The organism is Paenibacillus sp. FSL R5-0475 (assembly GCF_038004585.1).
Lineage (GTDB): Bacteria > Bacillota > Bacilli > Paenibacillales > Paenibacillaceae > Paenibacillus_AQ.
In genome coordinates this window covers 3,159,249-3,180,394 of the sequence record NZ_JBBORK010000001.1, presented here as the reverse complement: position 1 = coordinate 3,180,394, position 21,146 = coordinate 3,159,249, and the positions used below count along the sequence as shown (strand labels likewise).

General features: G+C 41.5%; 20 protein-coding genes. 18 read left to right on the top strand and 2 right to left on the bottom strand.

Annotation, left to right across the window (positions count from 1 at the left end):
• Positions 1–1,128 (bottom strand): helix-turn-helix domain-containing protein, encoded by a 1,128-nt coding sequence (locus tag MKX41_RS14255; RefSeq protein WP_340971320.1) that lies wholly within the window; start codon positions 1,126–1,128, stop codon positions 1–3.
• Positions 1,129–1,311: 183 nt separating this feature from the next.
• Here MKX41_RS14255 and MKX41_RS14250 point away from each other — a divergent pair, with 183 nt between their 5' ends.
• The 8 genes from MKX41_RS14250 to rbsB all read left to right on the top strand — a co-directional run bounded on the left by MKX41_RS14250 (position 1,312) and on the right by rbsB (position 8,055).
• Positions 1,312–1,788, top strand: coding sequence for a DinB family protein (locus MKX41_RS14250; RefSeq protein WP_339265968.1), 477 nt, complete (start codon positions 1,312–1,314; stop codon positions 1,786–1,788).
• Between the two features lie 42 nt (positions 1,789–1,830).
• The gene (locus MKX41_RS14245) at positions 1,831–2,226 is read left to right on the top strand and encodes a VOC family protein (RefSeq protein WP_042189851.1); all 396 of its coding nucleotides are present in this window, start codon (positions 1,831–1,833) and stop codon (positions 2,224–2,226) included.
• Positions 2,227–2,366: 140 nt separating this feature from the next.
• Positions 2,367–3,347 (top strand): LacI family DNA-binding transcriptional regulator, encoded by a 981-nt coding sequence (locus tag MKX41_RS14240; protein ID WP_042189849.1) that lies wholly within the window; start codon positions 2,367–2,369, stop codon positions 3,345–3,347.
• 27 nt (positions 3,348–3,374) lie between these two features.
• Complete coding sequence (gene rbsK, locus MKX41_RS14235; RefSeq protein WP_339271728.1) at positions 3,375–4,253, top strand: ribokinase; 879 nt, start codon at positions 3,375–3,377, stop codon at positions 4,251–4,253.
• 2 nt (positions 4,254–4,255) lie between these two features.
• On the top strand, positions 4,256–4,654 hold the full coding sequence (gene rbsD / locus MKX41_RS14230; protein ID WP_340971316.1) for a D-ribose pyranase: 399 nt from the start codon (positions 4,256–4,258) through the stop codon (positions 4,652–4,654).
• Between the two features lie 18 nt (positions 4,655–4,672).
• Positions 4,673–6,154, top strand: coding sequence for a sugar ABC transporter ATP-binding protein (locus MKX41_RS14225; RefSeq protein WP_076286606.1), 1,482 nt, complete (start codon positions 4,673–4,675; stop codon positions 6,152–6,154).
• A 2-nt stretch (positions 6,155–6,156) separates the two neighbouring features.
• The gene (locus tag MKX41_RS14220) at positions 6,157–7,125 is read left to right on the top strand and encodes an ABC transporter permease subunit (RefSeq protein ID WP_042189841.1); all 969 of its coding nucleotides are present in this window, start codon (positions 6,157–6,159) and stop codon (positions 7,123–7,125) included.
• Positions 7,126–7,137: 12 nt separating this feature from the next.
• Positions 7,138–8,055, top strand: coding sequence for a ribose ABC transporter substrate-binding protein RbsB (gene rbsB, locus MKX41_RS14215; RefSeq protein ID WP_076300501.1), 918 nt, complete (start codon positions 7,138–7,140; stop codon positions 8,053–8,055).
• A 70-nt stretch (positions 8,056–8,125) separates the two neighbouring features.
• On the opposite strand, the gene MKX41_RS14210 is transcribed toward rbsB, so the two are convergent.
• On the bottom strand, positions 8,126–9,994 hold the full coding sequence (locus MKX41_RS14210; protein ID WP_340971311.1) for an LTA synthase family protein: 1,869 nt from the start codon (positions 9,992–9,994) through the stop codon (positions 8,126–8,128).
• A gap of 205 nt (positions 9,995–10,199) precedes the next feature.
• On the opposite strand from MKX41_RS14210, the gene MKX41_RS14205 reads away from it, so the two are divergent.
• The 10 genes from MKX41_RS14205 to MKX41_RS14160 all read left to right on the top strand — a co-directional run bounded on the left by MKX41_RS14205 (position 10,200) and on the right by MKX41_RS14160 (position 21,128).
• Positions 10,200–10,751: a sigma-70 family RNA polymerase sigma factor gene (locus MKX41_RS14205; RefSeq protein ID WP_340971309.1), complete on the top strand. Its 552-nt coding sequence runs from the start codon at positions 10,200–10,202 to the stop codon at positions 10,749–10,751.
• Positions 10,741–12,039, top strand: a complete 1,299-nt coding sequence (locus tag MKX41_RS14200) for a DUF4179 domain-containing protein (protein ID WP_340971307.1) — start codon at positions 10,741–10,743, stop codon at positions 12,037–12,039. Before MKX41_RS14205 ends, MKX41_RS14200 begins: the two co-directional genes overlap by 11 nt.
• Before the next feature lie 68 nt (positions 12,040–12,107).
• On the top strand, positions 12,108–12,593 hold the full coding sequence (locus MKX41_RS14195; protein ID WP_340971305.1) for a hypothetical protein: 486 nt from the start codon (positions 12,108–12,110) through the stop codon (positions 12,591–12,593).
• A 194-nt stretch (positions 12,594–12,787) separates the two neighbouring features.
• On the top strand, positions 12,788–14,758 hold the full coding sequence (locus MKX41_RS14190) for a serine hydrolase (protein ID WP_340971303.1): 1,971 nt from the start codon (positions 12,788–12,790) through the stop codon (positions 14,756–14,758).
• A 141-nt stretch (positions 14,759–14,899) separates the two neighbouring features.
• Positions 14,900–15,631 (top strand): class I SAM-dependent DNA methyltransferase, encoded by a 732-nt coding sequence (locus MKX41_RS14185; protein ID WP_340971301.1) that lies wholly within the window; start codon positions 14,900–14,902, stop codon positions 15,629–15,631.
• Between the two features lie 65 nt (positions 15,632–15,696).
• Positions 15,697–16,293 (top strand): hypothetical protein, encoded by a 597-nt coding sequence (locus tag MKX41_RS14180; RefSeq protein ID WP_340971299.1) that lies wholly within the window; start codon positions 15,697–15,699, stop codon positions 16,291–16,293.
• Positions 16,290–16,853, top strand: coding sequence for an adenylyl-sulfate kinase (gene cysC / locus MKX41_RS14175; RefSeq protein ID WP_339248627.1), 564 nt, complete (start codon positions 16,290–16,292; stop codon positions 16,851–16,853). The genes MKX41_RS14180 and cysC overlap by 4 nt, the downstream gene beginning before the upstream one ends.
• A 189-nt stretch (positions 16,854–17,042) precedes the next feature.
• The gene (locus MKX41_RS14170; RefSeq protein ID WP_340971297.1) at positions 17,043–19,022 is read left to right on the top strand and encodes an AraC family transcriptional regulator; all 1,980 of its coding nucleotides are present in this window, start codon (positions 17,043–17,045) and stop codon (positions 19,020–19,022) included.
• Between the two features lie 83 nt (positions 19,023–19,105).
• Entirely contained in the window at positions 19,106–20,134 is a 1,029-nt protein-coding gene (locus MKX41_RS14165; protein WP_379423697.1) for a FecCD family ABC transporter permease, read from the top strand.
• Positions 20,127–21,128: a FecCD family ABC transporter permease gene (locus MKX41_RS14160; RefSeq protein WP_340971294.1), complete on the top strand. Its 1,002-nt coding sequence runs from the start codon at positions 20,127–20,129 to the stop codon at positions 21,126–21,128. The genes MKX41_RS14165 and MKX41_RS14160 overlap by 8 nt, the downstream gene beginning before the upstream one ends.
• Positions 21,129–21,146: the final 18 nt, after the last annotated feature.

Genomic DNA, 21,146 nt, shown 5'->3' with positions numbered 1-21,146 from the left:
TTAAAAGATAGGAGGTTCCTCATCGAGCATTACTTTTGTGGTGACGGCAAGTAATTCTCTCAATTTATCCATTCGAAGATGGTAATATAATCGATGGTCGGTTCTTTTTAGTTCGATAAGGTCTAAAAAGAATAGGAAGTTGGCATGATAAGTTACTGCCGCAGGCGTTATGCCAAGTGCTGATGCAATTTCTTGTCCATAGTGAGGGCGATTCCTTAAGAGCAGCAAGAAGTCTAAACGTCGTTTATCCGAGAATGCTTTTAAAAAAAGTTCGGTTTTCTCTCGATCAGCAGCCGGTCCGAATACATGATCATTAAAAATGCCGAATATAACCCAAGCGATACGGGAACTTCCTGCGTAAAAGAAGAGCACATGATTGCCAACTTGTGAGAAAAAGCTGACATGAAAAGTAGTGGGAACATCATAAACTGCAGGTTCATTTTTGTTGATATCACGAATGAATCTTTCAGGATTCGCTAGGAACAAACCTTCATAACGCTGAGAGGCTTGTTCAGACTCCCTTTTTAACTCCTCTTTCCAAAGTGAAAAGACATCCTTGTAGAACTGGTTTAAAAGCTGCATATAACGTAGCTTAGTTTCTTCGGGATAAGCAAGACACTCTAGTAATGGCCCCTGCGCTTCAATCACATCCAGCTGTGGTTTTGTTCTTGCCACAAGCTCAGCCATTAAGCGGGTATCCTTCTTGACGATTTCCCAATCGTTTCCTTCTAGCAATTCATCTAATTTATCGTAATACACACCATATACCATTTCAGCGACTACCTTTTCTGCAGGTCTCTTTTCCAGTCGATTTATCCATGCTTCAGCTGTTTGTGGTTCTGAACAGGTGCAAATGGATTCATAGAAAGCAAAATCGAGTGCTTTATGAAAAAAGTTGTACTGGAAAAAAAACTGAAGTTCTCGGTAGGAGTGAGGTGACAACCGTGCTCGTGCATCTTTATGATAAGACAACACTTGTGGGTCCATTTCAAGTTTGTAATCCTCTGCTGCCTTAAGCAACTGCTCTTCACAAGCAATCATTCCCATAGAAACAATGAATTCCAAAGCTTCGTTATATGCAAATTTTATGTTCGATAGTAAGGTATCTTTCATGTTATCTTCCATCATAACCTCCGATATTTCTTGTTATAGAATTTAAATGTTGGGATAATACAAGTAATATTTAATGATTACTTAATGTTAAAATAAACCATTCGCTTTCTTTTGTAAAGGGATATTTTACAATTCGTACTAACTGCTGGGATTCGGTTGTCGCGCATGGTAAACTATGGATAAAAAATAGGAGGGGCTATGATGGAGCAAATCGTGTTCAAACAAATTGAATTTGTACGTAGTGTTACTGTTCGTGCAGTTGAAGAACTTTCCGAGGAAATACTAGATATCATTCCACAGGGCCTTAATAACAACATTAGATGGAACTTGGGACATATTTATTTGGTGCAAGAGAAGTTCGCTTTTCATTCCGCTAGGGAGCTTATGCAATTGCCAGAAAGCTTTGAACGATTATTTGCAAAAGGTACTAAACCTGCAGAGTGGAGCGAGAAACCACCAACACTTGAAGTGTTAATTGAGATGCTTTCGGAGCAACCCAAACGTATTCAGGAAGCAATGCACAATCGCTTAAGTGAGCAAGCAACACCTCTTACAACCGGAAGTGGATTAACCTTAAATACAATCGGAGAATTCATAAATTTCACGCTTTACCATGAAGGGATGCATTTTAATACAATCAAACTATTAAATCGATTTGCTGATAAAAGTCTTTAGAGATCTTTAGTAGACAAAAGTCTAAGGTCAAGGAGGTATTCGATGGAAGTTGGAAGAATTTTAGGTATTGCATATAATGTGATCCCAGTTAAAGACTTGGAGAAATCTGCAGCTTGGTTTGTGAAACATTTTGGTTTTAATATTAGGGATCGAAGAGAAGGCAATCTAAGCTTATTTAGAGAGAATAGACCGATCCTATGTTTAACACAAAGTGATCATGATTCAAGAGCTGTGTTCGAGGTAAGGGATAAGAAAAGATGGGTGATCACTTTCTTTACTAATGATGTCGTATCACTTCATAACAATTTGAGTTGTGAAGATGTGAAAGTCGGAAACATTAGTGACGAAGGTGAGTATGGTAAGTTTTTTGTATTTGAAGATCTGGATGGTAATTTATTTGATGTTTGGGAACACCATGATTGTGAACTGGTTTATTAGCCTCACTAAGGATATCGAATTCAATCGATATCTTTTGTTATATATTGGAACGAAAAAAGATTTGTAATGAAAACGGTTTTATGATAATCTAATTAATGTAATACATGTAACCGGTTACACATTGGGGGATGAAATGAATCATGATGACAATTAAAGATGTTGCAAAAATAGCTGGAGTGTCGGTAGCAACCGTTTCTAGGGTGTTAAATGAATCTGGTTATGTGAATATCGATACTCGAAAAAAAGTTGAGGCAGCTATCAAAGAAATGAATTATACCCCTAATGAGGTTGCAAGGTCATTGTATAAACGGAAATCCAAATTAATAGGACTTCTATTGCCTGACATTACGAACCCATTCTTCCCGCAATTAGCACGTGGGATAGAAGATCGGATGCAGGAGCATGGTTATCGAATAATCTTTGGTAATAGTGATGAGAACGAGGAAAAGGAATTGGATTATATTCAAACCTTTATCCAAAATAATGTCATTGGCATGATCTCATCAACCAATTTTCCCGAGAAAGATATTTATTCTAATTTGAAAATTCCGGTTGTATTTCTTGACCGTACTTCTAATGACAGTCCCTCCGTATATGCAGATGGCAGAAAAGGCGGACGCCTTGCTGCTCAAGAAATCATTGCACGGGGAAGCACCAAAATTACAGTTATGCAAGGACCGGCGCATATTAAACCGGCGCAAGATCGATTTCAAGGTGCGATTGAAGTACTTGATGAAATGGGAATCACTTATCAAGTGATCCAGACTTCATCCTTCTCCCACACGGAAGCGGAACAATGGGCTGTAGAGTTGTTTGATAAATATATAGATACAGATGGTGTAATTGCCAGTAATGATATCGTGGCGACAGCTGTTATTCATGAAGCACATCGCTTAGGTAAAAGAGTGCCACAGGATCTCCAAATCATTGGATTCGATGATATCCCACTCAGCAGCCTGTTGTCGCCTTCGTTATCCACTATCCGTCAGCCTGCACATGACATGGGCCGTGAAGCAGCTGGTTTACTTATTAAGTTAATTGAGCAAGATAAAGTAGAAGATAAAATCATTCAATTACCCGTTAGCTTTGTGGAGCGGGAAACAACAAGAAGAAAAGAATAGATGACAACATAAGAAAGGTTGATGGACATGGCTAAAATTTGTGTAATCGGAAGTTGTTCAATGGATTTGGTGGTGACCTCATCCAAGCGACCTCACGCAGGGGAAACTGTTCTTGGAGAGAGCTTCGCTACCGTTCCAGGAGGCAAGGGAGCGAATCAAGCTGTAGCTGCTTCACGTTTGGGCGCAGAAGTTACGATGGTTGGTTGTGTAGGTGAAGATTTCTATGGTACGGAAATCATGGAGAATCTTAAGAGAAATCGGGTTCTTACAACCAATGTGGAACCGGTTACACATATCGAAAGCGGGACAGCTCACATCATTTTAGCAGAAGGTGATAACAGCATTATCGTTGTAAAAGGAGCTAATGATTTAGTCACTCCTGAGTTGGTTGAGCGAGCACTTGATGCTATAAAAGGGTCTGATATGGTGCTAATCCAACAAGAGATACCTGAAGAAACGGTGTCTTATGTAAGTGAGCTTTGCCATAAATTCAATGTACCTATGCTGCTTAATCCAGCTCCTGCTCGTCCCATCAGTGACACGATTATAGAAAATGCCACCTATCTGACACCGAACGAACATGAATGTACGATTTTATTCCCTGGGATGAGTACAACAGATGCTTTACGGAAGTATCCCAACAAGCTGTTTATAACAGAAGGAAGCAATGGCGTACGATTTTACGATGGAGAACAAGAAATTCTGGTTCCTACTTACAAAGTGAACGCTATAGATACGACCGGAGCTGGAGATACTTTTAATGCGGCATTTGCAGTTGCTTTAGCTGAAGGCAGCTCCATTCTGGATAGTGTAAAGTTTGCCAATCGAGCAGCATCTTTATCCGTTACTAAATTTGGTGCTCAAGGTGGTATGCCAACAAGAGCAGAGGTGGAGGCGAATCTGTAATTATGAAAAAACACGGAGTATTAAATAGTCATATTTCTAAAGTGCTTGCGGACTTAGGTCACACCGATACGATTGTCATCGCAGATGTGGGGCTTCCAGTTCCACCAGGTGTTCCGAAGATTGATTTGGCGGTTAAACTAGGGGTTCCTAGCTTCCAAGATATCGTTGATATCATTTCGGAGGATATGGTCATCGAAAAGGTGATCGTTGCAGAGGAATTAGAGACTGATAATAAAGTCACCTCTCAATACTTGAATAATAAATTTAAGGAAATACCGATAGAAGCATATTCACATGAGCAATTTAAGCAGCTGACCCAGCAGGCTAAGGTTATAATTCGCACGGGTGAAGCAAAGCCATATGCAAACTGTATTCTACAAGCTGGGGTCTATTTTGGATAAAAAGGGGGTTCTAAGTGTATGCACATTACGATGAAAGATATTCATAAGTCTTTTGGCGCTAACCGTGTATTGACCGGTGTGGATTTTGAACTTAAGGATGGTGAAGTTCATGCCCTGATGGGTGAGAATGGTGCAGGTAAGTCTACGCTGATGAATATTCTGATCGGTCTGCACCAACGTGACCAAGGGACCATTCGTATAGATGATCAGGAGAAATACTTTACGAATCCCAAAGAGGCAGAACAATATGGAATCGCATTTATCCATCAGGAGCTGAATGTATGGCCAGATATGACGGTTCTGGATAATCTGTTTATTGGCAAGGAACGAACATCCAAATTTGGCCTGTTAAATAGGAAAGAGATGAAAGCGTTAGCAAATGAACAGTTTGCTAAGCTCTCTGTGACCATTCCTTTGAACCAAGAGGCGGGGGAATGTTCAGTAGGTGAAAAACAGATGATTGAGATCGCTAAAGCGCTTATGACTCATGCGAAAGTTATTGTTATGGACGAACCTACCGCTGCATTAACCGAGAGAGAAATACAGAAACTATTTGAAGTCATTGCATCGCTAAAGAAAGAAGGCGTCTCTATCGTCTATATTTCGCATCGGATGGAAGAAATTTTTACGATATGTGATCGAATCACCGTGATGCGAGATGGGAAAACCGTAGACACGAAGCCCATTCCTGAAACTAATTTTGACGATGTAGTTCGGAAGATGGTAGGTCGTGAATTAACGGATCGGTTCCCTGAGCGGACTTCTAAACCCGGAGAAGTGGTTCTTGAAGTAAAGAATGCTTCAAAGAAAGGGCAATTTAAAAATGCTAATTTCTCTGTGCGAGCTGGCGAAATCATAGGATTCTCTGGATTAATGGGATCTGGACGTACAGAGATGATGAGAACCTTATTTGGATTAGAATCATTAGACCAAGGTGAGATTTGGGTGAAGGGACAGAAGATTACCATTCGGAATCCCAATGACGCTATGCAAGCTGGAATCGGCTTTGTTACAGAAGACCGTAAAGATGAGGGGTTAATCCTAGATTTCTCTATTCGAGATAATATGGTACTGACGAATTTATACGACTTTGCCCCTAAGGGTGTAATTAATGCTAAGAAGGAACAAGAATTCGTGGACATGCTTATTAAACGGCTACACATTAAGACACAATCATCATCCACTTTGGTCCGGAATTTATCTGGGGGTAATCAACAAAAAGTAGTTATCGCCAAATGGATTGGTATTGGCCTCAGTGTTCTTATCCTTGATGAGCCTACACGCGGCGTCGATGTTGGGGCAAAACGGGAAATTTATCAGCTTATGAACGAATTAACTGAACGAGGTGTCGCCATTATTATGGTATCCTCAGAACTTCCTGAAGTCTTAGGGATGAGTGACCGCATCGTAGTTGTTCATGAAGGGGAAATCAGTGGAGAACTTTCACAACAAGAAGCTACGCAAGAAAAAATCATGACGTTAGCTACAGGGGGGCAATAGTAATGACTACTATCAAAGATGAGAGTGTAAAGAAAGGTTTCCAAATCGGGCAAATCACGCAGAAATTAGGGCCATTACTAGGGTTAATCATTCTAATTATTATCGTAACCGTGCTGAACCCAAGCTTTATGGAACCCCTTAATATACTGAACTTGCTTAGACAAGTCGCAATTAATGCGCTTATCGCTTTTGGGATGACCTTTGTTATTCTAACGGGTGGTATCGATTTATCTGTAGGGTCTATTCTAGCTTTATCCAGTGCCTTCACAGCCAACTTGATGTTGTCAGGCTGGGATCCAATCTTAGCTATTGTTGTGGGTTGTTTAGCGGGTGGACTGATGGGGATGGTCAACGGACTGATGATTACGAAAGGCAGAATGGCGCCTTTTATTGCTACACTGGCGACCATGACTATTTTCCGCGGATTAACGCTTGTATACACGGACGGTAATCCGATCACAGGTCTTGGTGACAGCATGACGTTCCAATTGTTTGGCCGTGGATATTTACTAGGAATACCTGTACCTGCTATCACGATGATTATCGTATTCGCTGTGTTGTGGATTGTACTGCATAAAACGCCATTTGGCCGTAAAACGTATGCTATTGGGGGTAATGAGAAAGCTTCCATTATTTCAGGGATCAAAGTAGACCGCATCAAAATAATGATCTATTCCTTAACGGGTATGTTATCAGCATTGGCTGGCGCCATCTTGACCTCTAGATTGAACTCAGCGCAACCAACAGCAGGTACATCCTATGAGTTGGATGCGATCGCGGCAGTAGTATTAGGGGGGACGAGCTTAACAGGTGGCCGTGGACGTATCGTAGGCACATTAATTGGTGCTCTTATTATCGGGATTCTGAACAATGGCTTGAACTTGCTCGGCGTATCATCATTTTACCAAATGGTAGTTAAAGGGATCGTTATTGCGATTGCTGTACTCATAGACCGTAAGAAAGCCGTATAAGGGGGATTCCACATGAAAAAGCTCACATTAATTTTTACTTCCTTACTCTTGATTCTTATGACGGGCTGTTCCTTAGAGCCTCCAGAGTGGGCAAAGCCGAACAGCGGCGGGGGCCCAGGGAATATGAAGATTGGATTATCCATATCTACCTTGAACAATCCGTTCTTTGTATCTGTTAAAGATGGAGTTTTGGCAGAAGCTAAGAAGCTTGGTATGGAGGTTCTCGTTATCGATGCGCAGAATGATTCAGCCAAGCAAAGTAATGACGTTGAAGATTTAATGCAAAAAGGTGTAAATGCGCTGTTAATCAATCCAGTAGACTCTTCAGCGATCTCGACGGTTGTTCAGACAGCTAACAGTCTAGATATTCCAGTCGTTACTTTGGACCGTTCTGCAGATAAGGGAGACATTAAAGCCCTTGTTGCCTCTGATAATGTAAAAGGTGGATCAATGGCAGCTGAATATATTGTAGAGCAGCTTGGAAAAGGTGCAAAGGTTATAGAACTAGAAGGATCACCGGGAGCATCAGCTACCCGTGAACGCGGGAAAGGATTCCATGAAATTGCCGACACGCAGCTTGAGGTGATTGCGAAGCAAACTGCTGATTTTGACCGTACGAAAGGGTTGACCGTTATGGAGAACCTTCTCCAAGGAAATCCAGATGTACAAGCGGTTTTCGCTCATAATGATGAAATGGCTCTTGGTGCTATAGAAGCGATTCAGAGTTCAGGTAAGAATATTCCTGTCATCGGTTTTGATGGAAATGACGATGCACTTAAATCCATTGAGGCGGGTAAACTCACAGGAACCGTTGCTCAGCAGCCTGCATTAATTGGGCAGTTAGCGATTCAAGCAGCGAAAGACGTATTAGATGGCAAGACGGTTGAGAAGCTGATTGCCGCACCTCTAAAACTGGTCGTAAAAGAATAAGTAAATGACTATAGAAAAACACTGCATTCGCCGATTTGGTGAGTGCAGTGTTTTTGATATATATATAAGCTTATTTTTCCTCAAATACTCTATCCGGTAACTGTGTTACATAACTATCTGATAGATGGAGAAGCTCTAAAGCACGATCGAACTCATCCTCGGTCGTTTGTTGCGTGTGGTTACCATCTCCAGATAAGGTATAATGCTGACCATCCTCGAAGCCACTGCCAGATAGGAAGAGCTCTTCATTATTTACGAAAGATCCTGTTGGCAAATAATAGCGCTGAGGAAGTAGGTTATAAGTTGATTGATTCAATAAATCTTGTCCGAAATGAATATGATCCGCAAGAGAAACACCCAATAAATTAGATACAGTAGGCAAAATATCCACTTGACCGCCCAACTGTTCTTTTACACTTGGCGTTGTAATCCCCGTCGCTGATAGGACCAACGGAATATTAATTAATTCGCGTTCCGTATATTCATGACCAAGGATTTCCTGTAATAAGACGTGATCGTCCTCTTTTAGAGAGAAGATAGGAAGTCCGCGGTGATCTCCGTACAATGCAATCAAGCTGTTATCCCATACCCCATTTTGTTTGAGCTCATCAATAAAAAGTCCAAGTGCATAGTCAGCATAATTTTGAGCACGAATATAATCCCCGACTAATGTTCCTTCGAATCGTTCTGGAAGGGCCATTTTGTATTTATCCTCAGGGATCGAGAACGGATTATGCGCTGACATCGAAATAACATGGGAGTAGAATGGCTGATCCTTCTGATCCATCCTTGCTAGCTCTGCAGCTGTTTTCTCATACAACACCTCATCAGAAGCTCCATAAAATACCGTGTCCTCTTCACCATAATATTCCTTATCGTAATATCGATTAAATCCTAAGGCAGTATAAAGCTCGCCACGGTTCCAAAAGTCGACTTCATTCGTATGGAATGTTGCCGTATCATAACCTTGCGCTTGAAGCAGCTTAGGTAAGCTTGGAAGCTCTTTAGGCGCATACATTTGAGTGGCTGGACCATCAGGTGGAACATAGAAAGAAGTATTTACAATGAATTCGGCGTCAGAAGTATTTCCTTGTCCAACCTGCTGGTAGAAACGCGGAAAGTAGTAACTGCTAGCCGCAAGCTTGTTCATATTCGGTGTGATTTCTATTCCATCAATCTTAAGGTTGATTAAGAAGTTCTGGAAAGACTCCATCTGAAGAATGACCAGGTTCTTTCCTTTGGCGGCTCCAAATTGAACCGGATTTGAGGTTGCTTGAATTCCTTTGGTCTCGTTAATCGCAGCTTGTGTAATCTTAGCGACGTCGATTTGTTCTTCTTCTTGATTGGCTAATAGAGAGTAAGCTTCATAATTGAGAATGCCCATTTGCTCGGCTTTAACAGTTTCGTTCATACTGGCTCGGTTTGGAAAAATATTCATTGCACAAATGACGATGGAAATACAGAACAAGATCGCAACCGCTTTCCGGTTACTTTTACGCGACATGGCTTTTTTCCAATTAAGTGCCTTCTGTTTTCTCAACATGACCAAACCAATGACAATGATATCCACGAAAATAAGCATATATTGCGGACGCATGACCGAGAAAATACTTTTCTTAACGGCTCCAACTTGCTTGACCTGATCTAATACTTGTGAAGTAGCAATAATGCCAAAATGATTATGATATACAATGAGTGAGAAAAATAGTGTAGTGATCAACACATTGACCAGCATGTAGATGGCAATTTTTCGTTTCGTTGCGAACCATTCAATCAAGCAAAAGACTAGAAGCACAAAAGGGATTTCCTTAAGCCATGTAGTCCACGTAGGCCCGTCTTCAAAGAGAAAATACCAAGCAAAATAACTTTTAACTAGCATAATGAGAGAGAAAAAAAATAGGGATCTTTTACTGAGTGTACGAGGTTCTTTAAACGGCATCTCTTATGCCCATCCTTTTCTTTTAGATTAGTTCATTCTATTACTTGAAGTGTTTAAAATCAACTAGATTGGGGTATAGAAGAGACTTATTTTCCTTAATATTACATTTAGGTGAATGAAACCATACATAGTATATAAAAATTATTTTATGGGAAATGAACTTTTTAAGTTACTCCTAACTCTTATAGGGGAGAGAGGTGAAGGCATGGATGTTGCTCGTTGGGTGAAAAAAGCCAAAAAGGGGAATAAAGAAGCATTGCTCCACTTAATCATGTCTGAAAAAGACGTTTATTATAGGCTAGCGTTCAGCTATATGGGGAATGCGCATGATGCCATGGATGCCATGGACGATATGATCGTCACACTTTATGAAAAGATCGGTCAACTAAAGAAAGAGGAAGCATTTTATAGCTGGAGTAAGACGATTTTGGTGAATGGCTGTAAACGACTCCTTCATAAGCGCGGCAAGCTGGTGCTATTAGAGGATTGGGGTAAGGTTGACGATAGGGAAATAAGCCAAGTAGTGAGTAGTAATGATCCTTATCGCAGAAGTGAGCAGCAAATGGATATGGAGACCTTGTTGTTACAAGTAAATGAACATCAGAGAGAAGCGATTCAATTAAAGTATTTTCATGATCTCGATTATCAAACGATAGCTGACATTACAAAGGTTTCGATAGGAACGGTTAAATCAAGAATTTACCATGGATTACAAACGCTCAAAAATCAGTACAGAGGTGATGTTGATGAACAATAATGTCGAGCAACAATTAGCTGATGAAAAGACACGCATAGCGTCCATTACCGCACCTGAAGAATTAGAAATGAGATTAAGAAAGGCTTTGAATTCGGCTCCCGCAAAAAGAACGAAAAGAATAGCACCGATTTGGAAGGTTGCGGCGGTTGTTTTATTGGTGACAGTGATCTCTGGACAAAACTACAATGCTTTTGCTTATTTTGGCAAACAGCTTTTTGGCTTTGATGAATTGCTTAATGGCACAACTTTACAACAGCTAAATGAAAAAGGGTTGGGACAAAACATCAACAAGAAAACTACGTTACTAGATGGAACAACTCTTACCATTAACGGAATTATGGCGGACGCCAATCAATTCATTATGTATTACACCTTAACTAACCCAAATGGACTAGAGGATATGTCTGTAGACACTTTTAGACCCTCAAGAATAAGTGGTTTTTTAACCGATTCTAACGTAGTAAGTGGTACATCATTAATCAATGAAGGTCATACGGAGATTAAAGGTCAGATGTCGTTTGACAGCGTAAATCCATTTTCAAAAAAACTAACGTTACACTTTTGGCAGCAGCTAGTAGAGAACGGCCAGATGAGCGAAGGAACAGTTACGTTCCCTTATAACCCTAATGAGGCCATGGAAACTCAGATTAAACAATCGATCAATAAAAAGATTAAAGTCGACAAAGGTACGATTACCTTCAAATCAATCACAGCTACACCAACGATGACTGTAGTAAAAGGGAAGCTGGATGTCGATAATTTTGATCGAGTGAAGCTTGGATTACATGGGATACAATTAATTGTCGATGGAACACCTGTAGAGATTCTGGGTAGTGGTAATCAAACCTCATTAGGTGGAAGAACATTTGATATTCGCTTCGACACATTGCCTAAGGAGCTACATTCCATGCAGCTAGTCGTTAAAGAGTTTCCTGGATATCAAAAGCTGGACGAAAAGTATTCCCTGACTTCCCTTAGTGATAAGCCATTGATGTTGGGTGATAAAGAATTATGGTTAAAGGATGTCTCCAAAACCTCCCAAGGCATCGAAATAACAATCGCTTCTGACGATGATGTAATGCTGGATGGTGTGTCTATAGAAACAAACAACGAGAGTACATCTTTAAAAACAACGATCAATCAAAAAGAGACAAAGCAAGTGGACGGCAAACTAATGAAAGAACGAACTTTATTATTTGATACACAAGCAGAGCCTGAGTCACTACTAATAGAAGGGATGCACTATTTAAAGGCATACAATAAATTGATTGAGATTCCTGTGAAGTGAAGAAAAGTGTAATATCCATTTTTTATAACATATGGTAATCTATATGGACGTGAGAAAAGGAGGGGCACATGGATCATATAGGGGTTTATAGAGTAAGGCGTCCGTCGTTAATACCACTTCTGGTGTATATCAGTCTGCTAATGGGGATTCAATTATTTCAAATTTATAATTTAAACTATCGCTATACAAGTAGTGACAACTTAGTGCTATCTTGTTTACTTTATGGTCAGGCTATTTTGTGTTTCATTGTTGCAATTGTTTTAGTCTACAGGATATTTACGATCAGAAGAGTTGTTGAAATTCAGATTCAACCGGAATCTATATTAATAGAAGATCTAGGAATAGAAGCAGAGCGGATTAATGACATATATATAAAAGGATATTTTAGTCCTGTAATTGGGATTAGACCTAAAGTGAATAAATTTGTTCCTTATAAATTATGCTTTAATTTTCTGTCACAAAAAGATGAAGATGAAATAATGAAACAGTTAAAAGCTTGGGCCGAACGAAATCAGATCAATGTATCTCATAAAAGTTTTTCGAGATGGCTCTAAGCTCCTCTAAACTAATATGTGAAATGAAAGACACTGACTCCTTGTTGGTGTCTTTTTTTGATTAAATCGTTATGTCATATGACATGTAACGAAGCTAATTGGTGACAGAACGTTTCTAGCTAGAATGACAATCCGTTTGTGATACTCAGAACAGGTTTACTATTTACAACTAACCCTATAGAGGAGAATGGATTATGAAGAAAAAGACACGCAAGCTTAGCGTCATCGCACTATTATTATCAACAGCTGTATTTACAGCATGTTCAGCACCAGTCTCCACTAACGCAACCAGTTCGAAAGGATCTTTTAATGGAAAAGAAATCGAGGCTTTCGCGGACCCTATATTTGCGCAGAAAATGAAGGAATACAATGTGAACGGATCCAATTTTGTAGTGGTTAAAGACGGAAAGGTGCTCGTGAATAAAGGGTACGGATATGCGGACAAAGAAAAGAAAACACTTGTCGATAAGAATACCGTCTTTCAGATCGCATCCGTGTCGAAGACATTTACCGCTTTAGCAGCTTTGCAGCTAGTGGAACAAGGAAAGATGGATCTTGATCACGATATCAATGCGTATCTTGGCGGAATGAAAGTACCAAATGAAACGGAAACTCCGTTAACCTTAAGAAATATGTTATCTTACACAACGGGCTTTGATTACCCGGATAAAGCTAACTTTGTTGCACCGGAATATGTAGATCAGGACATCCCCATGAAAAAGTTTATGACGGAGCATATGCCGACTGTCGTTCGGACGCCGGGTGAAGCGTATACCTATGATAATTTTGCCTTTTTACTTGCGGGCTATGCGGTTGAGAACGTAAGTGGTACCCCGTTTTATAAGTATATGGAGAACCATGTGTTCAAACCGTTAGGAATGAACTCTACTAGTGCTCGATTTACCCCAGAGCTTTTAGCTAGAATGGCCACGCATTATGGACCAGATGGTAAACCTCATCCAACCTTTGGGCATGCGCCTACCGATGGGCCACAGGGCAGCATCCTTTCCACAGGAGAAGATATGGCTAAATATTTAACTCTTTTTCAACAACAAGGTAGCGTGAATGGGAAGCAAATCATTAGTAAAGAAACCACGAAGATGATGCAAACGTACTCTGTATTTGCGAATGAATCGCTTCCGATGACGACGGTTGGAGGATTTGAAGGGTATCGTAATGATCTGATGAATGGCTATCATGTGGTTCTCAAAGGTGGAAATATGCCTGGTCATCAATCACTGATCGTATTATTGCCAGAGGAGAATACCGCTTTCTACATGTCCTATAACAATGACACAATGATGAGCTTAGACATTTATGAAGCCTTGATGGATCACTATTTTCCTGAAAAGAAAGCACCAGAGGCGCCAACGTATCTCCCATTGCCTGCATCAGAAGCTACTAAATATACTGGAACTTATTTGAACACCAGATTCTATTTCTTGAAATCGAACTTCACCTATGCAGATGGCAATCTGATTATGGAGACTGGAACAAGCGGTACACATACGTTACGAATGATTAATCCGCTATTGTTCGAAGATGAATTAGGTAACAAATTGGCCTTTAAAAAAGATCATAAAGATCAGATCGAATACTTTTATTATACGAAGCCTAATAGCCCAGACTTTGTTTCAGATGCTCGTAAGGTTCACACGAAGCCAGCATTCGCTGATGTATCTGAGGAGAGCCCTTATAAATCTTACATCGACAACCTGTATTCGCTTGATGTGATAAGTGCTAAATCTGGCAACAATTTCGAACCACAGGGAACGATGACGCAAGGTGAGTTTATGGATGCTCTAATTCTTGCTCATGGTTGGTACGGCTTTCCTCATTTAATTGAGGGGAATAAAGAATTAACGAAAAAAAGTATCCCTGGTTTTGATCGTAATGCTGTCATCACAAGACAAGTAGCAGCCGTTATGATTCAAAATCTAAAACAAGCTAAGCAAGCTTCAAAAATTACGCTTAAAGATGACACAGACTCATGGGCCACTGATTCGATCATAGCATTAGTGTCACAAGGCATTGTAGATCCTGATACAAAAGTGAATGATGACGGGTCTGTCGATTTTCGTTCTAAAAAGCCTTTGCTTCGCCAAGAAGCGAGTGCATTACTTGATCTTGCTTTTGGATACTATACGTTGCCAATCAAACACTAAGAATTGGACACCTCAGAGAGACTCTTTGGGGTGTTTTTTTAATGATAGGTTTAAGAGGTAAATGAAATTATCGGTAGTATAAGGTTGTTTTAAATGCTAAAATTACCCAAAAGAATTTTCTTACAGCAAGGAGGTATTCTGTTGGATTACAAAGGGTCATCGGTGTATGACAATGCGGATTTTTTCTATAACTATTTATTGAGAAGAAACAGAGCGGATAGCCCAAATAACATTATTGAAAAGCCGGTTATATATGATCTTATGGGCGATGTACTTGGGAAAAAGGTGCTCGATTTAGGATGCGGGGATGCTAGGTTCGGATATGAGTTGCTTGAGCAGGGATGTAACTTTTACGAAGGTGTGGAAGGTTCAAGTAATATGGTCAAAGCGGCAAAAGAACTGTTAAATACATCTAAAAGTGAGATTCACCATGCTACTATGGAGAGTTGGAATTACCCAAAAGAGAACTATGATTTGGTAATCTCTCGGTTAGCTATTCATTATTTACAAGACCTAGAACCAATCTTTGATAGTATCCGTAGTGCGCTTATCCCTAATGGTCAGTTTATTTTTAGTGTACAGCATCCGGTTCTAACATCATCCATGAAAAGTGCAACAACTTCAGAAAGAAAGTCGGACTGGATCGTCGATAACTATTTTGAAATGGGTAAGAGAATGGAGCCTTGGATTGGAGAAAGTGTAGTTAAGTACCACAGAACTTTTGAAGAGTATTTTCAGTCACTGAAACATGTTGGATTTAAAATAGAGGATATCAGAGAATGTAAACCAAATCCTCAATTTTTTAATAGTGAAGGAGAGTATAAGAGAAGGATGAGAATCCCACTTTTTCTCGTGTTTAAATGTATAAAATAGTTTGTTGAAGTAACGCTTGTCTAATGAGCATATGAATGAAAAGAATTGCAATAAGGAGGACTAAGATGAAACGGATGCAGTTTATACGCCCAACCGAGCATTACGATCATAGAATTACTGATATCGATGAGCAGATTTGTGCATTGATAAAACAACGTAAGGAACGCTCGGATAATAATCCAGGATTTCCACCATTTGAGTATATTTCCGATTGGGCGGGCAAGTTTGAACTTTACGAGGATTTTTTGAAATCGGTATTTGGGACATTATTTAGTGAAGATCATTTTAAGCCGATGGTCGAGCCAACGGGTTTTAGAAAACATATTGCTGTTCTACAATCTATTGAGGCAGATGAGTTCTTCTATACACTGACCTCTATACGACAATACAGTAATGCAAGTGTTGTCACGCTTAGTATAGATTGGGATATTACCTCTGAATTATATGCCAATAAACTTAACCATTTTGAGCTGTATATAGGAGAAGCGTATGACAGTAGAATGACGAATGGCGGAAGTTCATCAGGGCATGCAGCTTATAACTACGTAGTATCTCCGCCACTCCCCGACGATATCTCCGGTATTAAATTAGAGTTCAGGGAATTTAGTTCACCCTTAAAGAAGGACGGGACAGGTACTGAAATTGTGTTTAAGCTAGAATAACTATACAAAGTATTTTAACAATAGAATCTAGCAGGAAGAGGTACGTATCTATGAATCAAATGATCTGGCTAACTGGACTATCGGGTTCAGGTAAATCTACGCTTGCAGAGGAACTGAAAAATCACATTGAGAATTGCTACATTCTGGACGGTGACACATTGAGGAGAGGTATTAATCAGGATCTTCAATTTAGCGAAGAGGATCGACTGGAAGTTGGTAGAAGAATTGGTGAGATTGGTAAGATTCTGCTTGATGCGAACCTGAATGTGATCGTTGCCTCGATCTCTCCCTACCGCTCTACACGCGATAAGGTCCGTTCTCTCATAGGGGATTCCTACAAGGAAGTTTATGTTCAATGTCCTTTGGAAGTATGTGAAGAGAGAGATCCGAAAGGTCTATATAAACAAGCAAGAGCCGGACAAATCAAGCATTTTACGGGTATTGATTCTCCATATGAGGAGCCCGTTAGCCCGGATGTGATCGTAGAGACAGACAAGTTTTCCTTAGATGAATGTGTGTCGAAAATCCTTCAACACACATCAGCTATGGGGAGGAAATAAAACATTTATTAAATTTGATAGAAAAGACGAGCAAACCATCAACGGTTGCTCGTCTTTTTACGTTCCATTGTCAGTATCACTGCTGGAAAATAGTTCTGCGAATATCATTGTAAATGATAATCATTATCATATATGATGGGGGTATAAATCTCTCAACATGGAGTGATAGAGAAGGGGGAGCGCAAGACAGTGACATTGAATGATCAAGCTTTGCTATGGAATCAGGCATTCATCAAGATCATAGATATACGACATACAAGAATGGAACAAGGCGAGGAGCTGCATGCGTACAGAATGCCCTCAAGCGTCTTCTTATATGTGACTAGAGGTAGCGCACATCTCCAACTGGACGGCATAGCACACCGCGTCAGCCGGTTTTCCGTGCTCCATGGGGGCAAGGGTCTCTACCTTGATATTACGGCAGATGAGCTGCTGGAATACTATATTATTTTGTATAAAGCAGTACTAGCACTACCATCCCGTCAAGAAACGATCAAGCTGATGGATAAGCACAATCCGTTTCAAATGCAATATGTATTTAAGCCCCATTATCCGATTTCCGTTTTCCATCATGTCACCTCCATGAGCAAGGAGTGGCATCGTTCAGATCTACTCAATAAGCTTCAAGTTAAAGCGATATTTTATCAAATGGTTTATGAAATTTTAGAGCAGATGGAACGCCAGAATATCATAGCCGTTAAGCCTGACTTGGTGGCCCAAGCGGTTCGTTATATTCATGAACGCTATCGGGAGCCGATAACGCTTGAGACGCTGCTTGAACACCTTAGTTGCAGCTCCAGACAGCTACTGCACGCCTTTAAGAAGCAAGTGAGAACGAGCCCGATCGATTATTTGATTCAATTGCGGATGAGCAAAGCGAAGCAGTTGCTTCTATCCACAGATTTCACGCTGAAGGAAATTGCCGAGAGTGTAGGCTATACCGACAGCTATTATTTCAGCCGTATTTTCAAGAAATACGAGGGTGTTTCTCCCACCAGCTTTAAAGAAGCAGCGTTGCAACAGGAGCAGCGTCGAAATAATCCATCCTTCGTGTTCAGATCTCCCATTGTTGCTAGAAGGCAGCAACGTTATATTGGTAATGAGTTTGAGAATCATTATCAATATAAAAGAGAAGGGGAAATACCGATGTATCGTAAGTCAAGAACAACAATGGCAGCAACCTTATTATTTTGTTTCGTTCTCTTTTTGAGTGCATGCTCGACAGGGGGAACGAATGTCACACCGACAAGCAACAGCACTTCTACTAATAATGTTGCAACTTCCGCAAGTCCAGCTGCGAGTCCGTCGACGGATGTAAGCAATGACACAAGAGTGATTAAGCATGCGATGGGGGAAGAAACGCTTACCGGCGCCCCTGAACGTGTTGTCATATTGACCAATGAAGGAACAGAGGCACTTTTGGCACTGGGCATCAAACCGGTCGGAGCCGTTCAGTCTTGGATTGGTGACCCTTGGTACGACCATATCAAGAAAGACATGGAAGGCGTTACGGTTGTGGGAGACGAGCTTCAGCCGAATATTGAATTGATCGCGAGCCTCAAGCCGGATCTGATTATCGGTAATAAGGTCAGACAAGAGAAAATCTACGACCAATTAAAGCAGATAGCTCCGACGATATTCTCCGATGACCTGGCAGGAGATTGGAAGATTAATTTCAAGCTCTACTCCGAAGCTTTAAACAAGCAGGAAGAAGGAGCGCAGGCGATGGCGGACTTCGATAAACGAGTTGCGGAAGTCAAGGCGAAGCTCGGCAGCAAAGCAGACACGAAAGTGTCGGTGGTGCGCTTCTCCGCGAAACAAGTGCGTATTTATCAAAAGCAAACGTTCTCCGGCGTGCTCTTGAGCCAATTAGGAATTGCCCGGCCTGAGTCGCAGGATAAAGACTCCTTTATCGAAGTTATGACCAAAGAGACGATTCCTAGCATGGATGGTGATGTGCTCTTCTATTTCGTGTCGGAGACTCCGGGCAAGGACGATGCATCGAAGGTCGTGGAGGAATGGAAAAAAGATCCGTTGTTCCAAAATTTGAGCGTTTCAAAGAACAACAAGGTGATTCAAGTCGATGAAGCGATCTGGAACTCGGCAGGCGGATATGAAGCAGCCAATCTGTTGCTGGACGAACTCGTTAAATACTTTGATGTGAAATAATAAAGGCGGATCGAATCAACAAGCTGGCGCTGTATTCGCGTCAGCTTGTTGACGTTCCGGCAGTTTAGTTGTTAAGACTACCAATGAATAGGAGGCTCGGTGCAGACGTGAATGGTTCTTTCCTAAGCAAGCGAAAGCTCGCCGGCCTAGTTGTCGGCGCGATTCTACTTCTAATTAGTATGTTATGCAGTGTATTGTACGGTCTTCATCAATTCAGCTTGAAAGATCTATGGCTGGCTTACAGTCAATTCAACGGTTCGAACGAACATCTTATTCTGACGAAGGTTCGTGTTCCTCGAACCCTGATTGCGGCACTGGTGGGGGCAAGTTTAGCAGTAGCCGGGGCAATTATGCAGGTTCTGACAAGAAATCCGCTGGCTTCGCCCTCTGTCTTCGGTGTAAATGCGGGCGCTGTGCTATTTATTGTCATCGGGTTACTCGTATTCGGTTCCTCGTTAACGATGAGCGGTATGGTCTGGCTTGCTTTCGCAGGTGCGGTCGCAACATCGGTGGTCGTCTATACGCTTGGATTGCAAGGAGGCGGTTTCGAGCCGGTAAAGCTGACCTTGGCCGGCGCTTGTATGGCAGCTTTCGCTTCCTCAATTACATCCGGCATTATTCTAATTAATAAGCAATCGTTGGAATCTGCCCTATTCTGGATGATCGGCTCTGTAGAAGGAAGAAATCTGGAGCATTTATTGATGGTTCTGCCTTATATGGCAATAGGAATGACGATCTCACTATTACTCTCGGGCTCGTTAAATATTATGGCGATTGGAGACGATAGCGCGAAGAGCTTGGGACAGCGTCTAACGCTGGTCCGCGTGCTGTCGGCTACGGCAATTGTACTATTGGCGGGAAGCTCGGTAGCAGCAGCTGGTCCGATTGCTTTCATAGGACTTATTGTCCCTCACTTATGCAGATACATCGTTGGGCATGATTTTAGATGGCTGCTTCCTTATACCGCATTAGTTGGGGCGATTCTTTTGGTGACTGCGGATTTAGCATCGCGCTTTATTCTGGAATCCAGAGAAGTTCCGGTTGGTGTCGCAACGGCGATTATCGGCGTTCCCTTTCTGATCCATGTGGCTAGGAGGAAACAGCATGCTTAAAGCGCGTATAGCGAAGCATTCGTTCTTGTTGTTTTTCGGTTTAACTTGTATCGTTGCCGCCTTGTCGCTCCTTAGTTTATCCGTTGGGGGAGTTAGCGTACCATTAAAAGAGGTACTTGCTTCTCTTACGGGGCGAAACGCAGAAGCCAGTAACCTGATCATTATGCAGTTCCGTTTGCCTCGAATAGTAGCCGCTATACTCATTGGCGCAGCATTGGCAGTAGCGGGTGCGCTATTACAGGGCGTCATCCGTAATCCTCTCGCTTCGCCCGATCTGCTGGGTGTAACCGGAGGGGCATCGGTAGCTGTAGTCGCCTTCATGACTTTCGTGACCGGCTACAGTATCCACTGGGTACCGTTCATTGCCATCGGCGGCGCGTTGGTTGCGACAACTATTAATTATGTATTTGCTTGGAAAAAAGGTGTGTCGCCGTTTCGGCTGGTGCTGATTGGCATTGGCATTTCTACCGCAATGGGCGCGCTCACTACGTTTCTGCTAATTAGCGGGCCGGCTTATTTGGCCGCACAAGTGCTGAATTGGATGACGGGAAGCATCTACGGCACCAATTGGAGTTATATTGAAGTGCTGTGGCCGTGGGTAGCGGTATTCATTCCTTTATCGCTACTGCTCGCGAAGGAATTAAATGTGCAATCCTTAGGTGAGGATGTCGCTCGCGGGCTTGGAAGCAGGCTTCAGCTAAGCCGGATGATTCTCTTATTTTATAGCGTTGCACTTGCCGGTGCTGCAGTTGGCGTAGCCGGGACGATATCGTTCATCGGATTGATGGCACCGCATATCGCCAGAATGCTGGTTGGAAATTCTTACAAGCTGATCATCCCGGTATCCGCATTAATAGGTGCAATCATTCTACTGTTGGCGGATTTGGCAGGAAGAATGCTTTTTCAACCGCTAGATGTTCCGGCAGGCGTTTTCACAGCAGGCATTGGAGCTCCTTTTTTCATGTATCTGCTGTTTAAGCGCAAGAAGATTTAGATCTTCTTTCAAGAGGAT